The sequence below is a fragment of the Streptomyces aurantiacus genome (genome assembly GCF_001418335.1).
In the GTDB taxonomy this organism is placed as follows: domain Bacteria; phylum Actinomycetota; class Actinomycetes; order Streptomycetales; family Streptomycetaceae; genus Streptomyces; species Streptomyces aurantiacus.
Genome location: NZ_LIPP01000101.1, coordinates 22,883 through 30,257 on the forward strand (window position 1 = coordinate 22,883; position 7,375 = coordinate 30,257).

The 7,375-nt window shown below is 70.7% G+C and carries 7 protein-coding genes; 2 read left to right on the forward strand and 5 right to left on the reverse strand.

The features are described 5' to 3' along the window. The first annotated feature begins 2 nt into the window (after positions 1 to 2). Together AOK01_RS14955 and AOK01_RS14960 are read left to right on the forward strand one after the other, a co-directional pair. Positions 3 to 1,730 carry a sodium/solute symporter gene (locus AOK01_RS14955; RefSeq protein ID WP_055511716.1) on the forward strand — a complete coding sequence of 576 codons (1,728 nt, stop codon included), beginning with the start codon at positions 3 to 5 and terminating at the stop codon, positions 1,728 to 1,730. Positions 1,731 to 1,738: 8 nt separating this feature from the next. Continuing rightward, positions 1,739 to 2,953 (forward strand): sensor histidine kinase, encoded by a 1,215-nt coding sequence (locus AOK01_RS14960; protein ID WP_055511718.1) that lies wholly within the window; start codon positions 1,739 to 1,741, stop codon positions 2,951 to 2,953. An 82-nt stretch (positions 2,954 to 3,035) separates the two neighbouring features. Here the strand turns inward: AOK01_RS14960 and AOK01_RS42695 are convergent, their stop codons facing one another. The 5 genes from AOK01_RS42695 to AOK01_RS14980 all read right to left on the reverse strand — a co-directional run. Continuing rightward, entirely contained in the window at positions 3,036 to 3,194 is a 159-nt protein-coding gene (locus AOK01_RS42695) for a hypothetical protein (protein ID WP_107099818.1), read from the reverse strand. Positions 3,195 to 3,287: 93 nt separating this feature from the next. After that, entirely contained in the window at positions 3,288 to 4,238 is a 951-nt protein-coding gene (locus AOK01_RS14965; protein ID WP_055511720.1) for a cytochrome c oxidase assembly protein, read from the reverse strand. Between the two features lie 150 nt (positions 4,239 to 4,388). After that, positions 4,389 to 5,414: a 6-phosphofructokinase gene (locus AOK01_RS14970; RefSeq protein WP_055511722.1), complete on the reverse strand. Its 1,026-nt coding sequence runs from the start codon at positions 5,412 to 5,414 to the stop codon at positions 4,389 to 4,391. Between the two features lie 165 nt (positions 5,415 to 5,579). Next, the gene (locus AOK01_RS14975; RefSeq protein WP_055511724.1) at positions 5,580 to 6,308 is read right to left on the reverse strand and encodes a type 1 glutamine amidotransferase; all 729 of its coding nucleotides are present in this window, start codon (positions 6,306 to 6,308) and stop codon (positions 5,580 to 5,582) included. A 19-nt stretch (positions 6,309 to 6,327) separates the two neighbouring features. After that, positions 6,328 to 7,375 (reverse strand): MurT ligase domain-containing protein (locus AOK01_RS14980; protein ID WP_055511726.1); only part of this gene is annotated, 1,048 nt, incomplete at its 5' end.

The window sequence follows — 7,375 nt, forward strand, 5'->3', positions numbered from 1 at the left end:
CCGTGAACGAGAACTACGCCGTACCGGCGGTCGCCCTCGTGGTCGTCGCGACAGTCTTCGTGGGCGCCTTCGGGCTGCGCATCTCCCGCACCACCTCGGACTTCTACGTGGCCTCGCGCACGGTCGGCCCCCGGCTGAACGCGGCCGCCATCAGCGGCGAGTACCTCTCCGCCGCCTCCTTCCTCGGCATCGCGGGCCTCGTCCTCGTCCAGGGCCCCGACATGCTCTGGTACCCCGTCGGCTACACCGCCGGCTATCTCGTCCTGCTGATCTTCGTCGCGGCCCCGCTGCGCCGCTCCGGCGCGTACACCCTGCCCGACTTCGCCGAGGCACGTCTCGCCTCGCAGGGCATGCGCCGGCTGGCCGGAGCCTTCGTCGTCGGCGTCGGCTGGCTGTACCTGCTGCCCCAGCTCCAGGGCGCGGGGCTGACGCTGAACGTGCTGACCGGGGCGTCCAAGTCCCTCGGCGGCGTCATCGTCGCGGTCGTCGTGGTGGCGACCGTCGCCGCGGGCGGCATGCGCAGCATCACCTTCGTGCAGGCCTTCCAGTACTGGCTCAAGCTCACCGCCCTGCTCGTCCCCGCGCTCTTCCTCGTCCTCGCCTGGCAGGACGACGGGGCCCCGCGCGACGCCTTCGACGAACCGGCCAGATTCCGCGAGCACCGGGTCGTGCGCGTCGACGCCGGACTCGACCTCAAGCTCGACGGGCCGCTGACCGTCACCGCGGACGGCACGGTCGACGGCGTCCGGTACGAGGCCGAGCGGCTGCGGCTGCCCACCGGCGTCCACCGCATCGAGGAGGGCACCCGGCTGGCCTTCACCAAGGGCGACCCCGTGCCCGTCGCCGACCGCGGCGGCAACGGCGGCATGTCCACCTCGCTGGCCGAGGGCCGCGAGGAACGCCCGCTCTACGCCACGTACGGGCTGATCCTCGCCACCTTCCTCGGCACCATGGGGCTGCCGCACGTCGTGGTCCGCTTCTACACCAGCCCGAACGGCGTGGCCGCCCGCCGCACCACCGTCGTCGTGCTCGGCCTGATCGGCGCCTTCTACCTGCTGCCCCCGGTCTACGGCGCACTGGGGCGCCTGTACGCCCCCGAGCTCACCCTGACAGGGGACGCCGACGCCGCCGTACTGCTGCTGCCCGACCGGGTGATCGGCGGGCTCGGCGGGGACCTGCTCGGCGCGCTGGTGGCCGGCGGGGCCTTCGCCGCCTTCCTGTCCACGGCGTCGGGTCTGACCATGGCGGTGGCGGGCGTGCTCACCCAGGACGTGCTGCCCTCCCGGGGCGTACGGCACTTCCGGCTCGGCACGGTCCTCGCCATGATCATGCCGCTCGCGGCGAGCATGCTCGTGGGCGGACTGCCGGTCGCCGACGCCGTGGGGCTCGCCTTCGCGGTGTCCGCCTCGTCGTTCTGCCCGCTGCTCGTCCTCGGCATCTGGTGGCACCGGCTCACACCGCCCGGCGCCGCCGCCGGGATGCTCGTCGGCGGCGGCTCGGCGCTCCTCGCCGTCGCGGCCACCATGGCCGGCTTCCCGGGGACGGGCGCACTGCACGCGCTCCTCGCCTGGCCCGCGCTGTGGTCGGTGCCGCTGGGCTTCCTCACGATGGTGCTGGTATCACTGGCCACGCCCCGGCGGGTGCCGGCCGGTACGGCGGCGATCCTCGCCCGGTTCCATCTGCCGGAGGAACTGGCCCAGGGACAGGTACGCACGGAGGTCAAGGCATGAGTCAGGGCATGAGCGGTTTCCTGGCGGGATTCTGTGTGGCCGTGCTCCCGCTGCTGGCGGCCGGCTTCTGGTACGGCAGGCGCACCGCGCGCTCGCCGAACCCCGGTGGCCTCGGCACCCCCGTCGAGCACGCCACCTTCGAGACCCTGCACACCGCCTCGCTCGCCGCGCCGCCGCTGCGTGCGGGCCTGACCGGGGAGACGGCCCGCAAGTCCGCGCGGCGGCTGCGCACCCTGCTCGGCACCGACGCGCTCTGCCTCACCGACCAGGACACCGTGCTGGCCTGGGAAGGCGCGGGCGAGCATCACCGGGAGCAGATCATGGAGCGGATCGGCGGCCCGCTGGAGACCGGCCGCGGTGAGGCCTTCCGGCTGACCTGCGACGAGCCGTACTGCCCGCTCCGCTGGGCCGTCGTCGCACCGCTCACCGTCGACGACCGGGTGCACGGGGCGCTCGTCGCCTGCGCGCCCCGCGAGTCCGCCGTGCTGGTACGGGCCACCGGAGAGGTCGCCCGCTGGGTGTCGGTCCAGCTGGAACTCGCCGATCTCGACCGGTCCCGTACGCGGCTGATCGAGGCCGAGATCAGGGCACTGCGGGCCCAGATATCCCCGCACTTCATCTTCAACTCGCTCGCGGTGATCGCGTCGTTCGTCCGTACCGACCCCGAGCGGGCCCGCGAACTCCTCCTGGAGTTCGCCGACTTCACCCGCTACTCGTTCCGCAGGCACGGCGACTTCACCACCCTGGCCGACGAACTCCACGCCATCGACCACTACCTGGCGCTGGTCCGGGCCCGCTTCGGCGACCGGCTCGCGGTCACCCTGCAGATAGCCCCCGAGGTGCTGCCGGTGACCCTGCCCTTCCTCTGTCTGCAGCCGCTCGTCGAGAACGCCGTGAAGCACGGCCTGGAAGGCGGCACGGGCAAGGTGTTCGAGAGCCGCATCAGCATCAGCGCACAGGACGCGGGAGCCGAGGCGCTCGTCGTCATCGAGGACGACGGCCCCGGCATGGACCCCGGCCGGCTGCGCCGCATCCTGGCCGGCGAGGCCAGCTCCTCGGACGGCATCGGTCTCTCGAACGTCGACGACCGCCTGCGGCAGGTGTACGGCGACGACTACGGCCTGGTCATCGAGACCGCCCCGGGCGCGGGCATGAAAATCACCGCCCGCTTGCCGAAATACCAGCCGGGCGTGCACTCGGCGGGAGGACTGTCCCGCGAATGAGCCCCGCGAACGACCCCCGGGAAAGATCTGCCGAGCTTTCAAGCTCGGCAGATCTTTCCCGGGGGACCGGTCGCGGGGCGTCTCAGGTGGGGCGCGAGGCCACCATCGCCAGTGTGATCAGGCCGAGCACCACCCAGCCGAACCACAGCCAGCCGCTGCTGCCGAGCGCCACCGTGTAGCCGGTGATCATCACCAGGCTGCCGACGGTGAGTACTCCCATGGTCTTCGTTGAACCGGGCATCGCAACACCCTCCTCATGGTTCGTCCCTCTCCATGGTGCCCCCGTCGGCGCGAATCGCAGCACGGACCACCAAATGTGTCCGCATAAAGAAGCTCAGCGACTGCGTGCGGCGAGCGAGGCCAGATAGGCGTTGTACGCCTCAAGCTCCTTGTCGCCGTCACGGTCGGCGGCCCGGTCCGAACGCCGTGCCTGCCGTTCCTCGGACCGGTGCCACTGGAAGAGCAGCGCGAGCAGCACGAGCACGGACGGGATCTCGCTGAAGGCCCAGGCGATGCCGCCCGCCGCGGTCTGGTCGGCGAGCGCGTCGATGCCCAGCGACGCGACCGGGTTCTTGTACGTCTCGACCATCGGTTCGGATGCCATCATCAACGCGATGCCGAAGAACGCGTGGAACGGCATGCCGGCGAACAGCTCCAGCATCCGCATCAGATAGCCGGGCCGGTGCGGGCCGGGATCGACGCCCATGATCGGCCAGAAGAAGACCAGGCCGACGGCGAGGAAGTGGCACATCATCGCGATGTGGCCCGTCCTGGACTCCATCAGGAAGTCGAAGATCGGGGTGAAGTACAGCGCGTACAGGCTGGCGATGAACAGCGGGATCGTGAACGCCGGATGCGTGACGATCCGCATGAACCAGCTGTGCAGCAGCATCAGGAGCAGCTCGCGCGGCCCCTTGCGGTCGCGGCCCGCGGCCGGCAGCGCGCGCAGCGCGAGGGTGATCGGCGCGCCGAGCAGGAGCAGGATCGGCGACAGCATGCTGATCACCATGTGCTGCACCATGTGCACGCTGAACATGACCATGCCGTATTCGTTGAGCCCGGTGCAGAGCACGAGCATGACGCTCAGGACGCCGACGACGAACGCCACGGTCCGCCCGACCGGCCACGCGTCACCGCGCCGCACCAGCCGCGTCACCCCCCACCCGTACAGGGCGAGCCCCACGAGGCAGGCGACGAGGAAGAACGGGTCCGGGGACCATTCGAGCCCCCGCCCCAGCGTGAACGGCGGCAGATCCATGGTCGTGCCGTGCCCGCTGTGATCCATCCGCCGGCTCCTGTTTCGTACGGGTTGAGCGCTGTCTGTCCGAACCCAGACTAGAACCGCCCCCGGTCACGTCGGCGACCGGGGGGCGCCCCCGAAGGGGCGCGGGGAACTGCGCGATCAGCCACGACGAACCCGCAGCCGACGACTCCCCTAAAGCACACACTCCGCCTCGGCGTACCGGTCATCCGGAACCGTCTTCAGCGTCTCCACGGCCTTGGCGAGCGACACCATCACGATGTCCGTCCCCCGCAACGCGGTCATGTGGCCGAACTCACCCCGGTGCACAGCCTCCACCGCATGCCACCCGAACCGCGTCGCGAGCACCCGGTCGTACGCGGTAGGCGTACCCCCGCGCTGGACGTGCCCGAGGATCACCGGCCGGGCCTCCTTGCCGAGGCGCTCCTCCAGCTCGATGGAGAGCTGCCGGGCGATGCCCGCGAAGCGCTCGTGGCCGTAGACGTCCTTGCGGCCCTCGTCGTACGTCATCGTGCCCTCGCGGGGCTTCGCGCCCTCCGCGACGACGACGATGGCGAACTTCTTGCCCGCGGAGAAGCGTTCGCCAACCTTCGCGGTCAACTCCGCGATGTCGAAGGGCCGTTCCGGCACGACGATCGCGTGGGCGCCCGCGGCCATACCGGAGTGCAGCGCGATCCAGCCGGTGTGCCGGCCCATGACCTCGACGATCAGGACACGCTGATGGGACTCGGCGGTGGTCTTCAGCCGGTCGAGGGCCTCGGTGGCGACACCCACGGCCGTGTCGAAACCGAAGGTGACATCCGTGACCGCGATGTCGTTGTCGATGGTCTTCGGCACGCCGACGATCGGCAGGCCGCTGTCCGACAGGAGACGGGCCGCCTTGAGCGTGCCCTCGCCGCCGATCGGGATGATCGCGTCGAGCCCGAGCTCCTCGACGTGGCCCCGGGCCTGCTCCACACCGTTGCGCAGATGCGCGGGCTGGACCCGGGAGGAACCGAGCATCGTGCCGCCGCGAGCCAGGATGCCGCTCACCGCGTCGAGGTCGAGCTTGAGGTAGTCGCCTTCCAGAAGGCCTTTCCAGCCGTCCCGGAAGCCGATGACCTCGTCGCCGTGGTCGACGACGGCGCGGTGTACGACGGACCGGATGACGGCGTTCAGACCGGGGCAGTCGCCGCCGGACGTGAGGACACCAATGCGCATAGTCCGAAATACCTTCTCAACGTGGGCCGGGAACCGGACCACGCTGTCCGGCTGGACGCGGCCACCCTACCGGCGGCAGGGGGCGCGCCCACACTGTGCGTCCGCCTGCTGGACGTGCCCGCACAGGTGAGCGGACACATCGCCGGATGGGCTGTCCCTGTGAGGTCAGGCAGGCTGCTGAGCAGCCGTGATGCGTTCGGAGCGGAGCGCCTCGTACCACCGGTCGTCGATCGGCGGCAGCGCGTTCACATCGAGCGCCAGCTTGAGCAGCAGATCCGCGATCAGCGGGTTCCGGGCGAGCACGGGCCCGTGCATGTACGTACCGAAGACCGTGTCGTTGTACGCGCCCTCCGTGCCGTCGCCCGTGCCGTTGCCCTTGCCGAGCCGCACGTTCGCGAAGGGGCGGGCGGTGGGGCCGAGGTGGGTGACGCCCTGGTGATTCTCGAAGCCGGTCAGCGGGGGCAGACCCAGGCGCGCGTCGATGTCGCCCAGCACGTCACCGACGCACCGCTCGCCCTCACCGCGCGTGGAGTGCACGTCGAGCAGGCCGAGGCCCGGCTCGCGCTGGCCGAGGTCGTTGATGAACTCGTGGCCGAGGATCTGGTAGCCGGCGCACACAGAGAAGACGATCGCGCCGTTGCCGACCGCGCGCTCCAGACCGCCGTCGCGGCGCAGCCGCTCGGACGCCAAGCGCTGCGGCCGGTCCTCGCCGCCGCCGATGAGGTAGATGTCACCCGAAGTCGGGATCGGCTGGTCGCTGCGTACGTCGAGACGGGCCACGTCCAGACCGCGCTGGCGGGCCCGGCGCTCGACGACGAGCGCGTTGCCCTGGTCGCCGTACGTGCTCAGCAGGTCCGGGTAGATCCACACCAGCCGCAGGCTGTTGTCACTCATTCTCTTCGTCCTCCGGGGTTCAGTTGCCGACACGACGCCTCAGGTCCTGGAAAGCGGTGTAGTTCGCGACGACCTCGATGCGTCCGGGCGGTGCCTGCTGCACGGCCTGGTCGAGGTTGTCGCAGACCTGGAACTGCTGGTTGGCGACCTCCAGACGAACGGCGAGGTCCAGCTTGCGGTCGCCGAGAACGAAGATCGGGTGGCCGGTGAGCTGGGTGTAGTCGACGTCCCACAGCCAGGAGGTGTCGGTGCCGTCAGCGCCGCGCGCGTTCACCGACAGGATCACCGGGGTCGGCGGCGGGTCGATCAGGGAGAACGTCTCCAGCCAGCCCGCCGGGTTCTTGGCGAGCAGCAGACGCAGGTCGCGCTGCATGAACTGCACCACGTCGTAGCGCCCGGCCACGGCCTGGACCTTGTACATGCGTTCCAGGGCGACCTGCGGCGGTACGCCGAAGACGGCGGCGACGGCTGCCGACGAGGCGGCGTTGGCCTTGTTGGCGCGGCCCGGCAGCTGGAGGTGGATCGGCCAGGCCGAACCGTGCGGGTCCAGGACGTAATCACCGGAGAGCGCCCAGCTCGGCGTGGGGCGGCGGAAACCGCAGTCGCCGCAGAACCAGTCGTCGCCGGGGCGCTGCATCACACCGCCACAGGACGGGCAGGACCAGGCGTCGTCCTTCCACATCTGACCGGCGGCCACCCACACCACGTTCGGCGAGGAGGACGCGGCCCAGACGACCAGCGGATCGTCGGCGTTGGCGACGACGACGGCCTTGGACCCGGCCAGGCCCTCACGCCAGTGCTCGGCCATCATGCGGGTCTCGGCGGCGCGGTCGAGCTGGTCGCGCGAGAGGTTGAGCAGCGCGATGCACTTCGGGTCTGTGTCGCGCGCCACCCCGGAGAGGTACTTCTCGTCGACCTCGATGACGGCGAACCGCGAGTCGGAGCCGCCGGCCAGCGCCGAGGTGATACCGGCGGGCATGTTCGCGCCCAGCGCGTTCGAGACGACGGGCCCCGCGGCCTGCAGCGCCTCGGCGATCAGCCGTGTCGTGGTGGTCTTGCCGTTGGTG

Excerpts from the sequence above, each read along its gene's own strand:
- AOK01_RS14965 (WP_055511720.1), bottom strand. The coding sequence starts at position 4,238 with ATGGATCACAGCGGGCACGGCACGACCATGGATCTGCCGCCGTTCACG.
- AOK01_RS42695 (WP_107099818.1), bottom strand. The coding sequence starts at position 3,194 with ATGCCCGGTTCAACGAAGACCATGGGAGTACTCACCGTCGGCAGCCTG.
- AOK01_RS14970 (WP_055511722.1), bottom strand. The coding sequence starts at position 5,414 with ATGCGCATTGGTGTCCTCACGTCCGGCGGCGACTGCCCCGGTCTGAAC.
- AOK01_RS14960 (WP_055511718.1), top strand. The coding sequence starts at position 1,739 with ATGAGCGGTTTCCTGGCGGGATTCTGTGTGGCCGTGCTCCCGCTGCTG.
- AOK01_RS14975 (WP_055511724.1), bottom strand. The coding sequence starts at position 6,308 with ATGAGTGACAACAGCCTGCGGCTGGTGTGGATCTACCCGGACCTGCTG.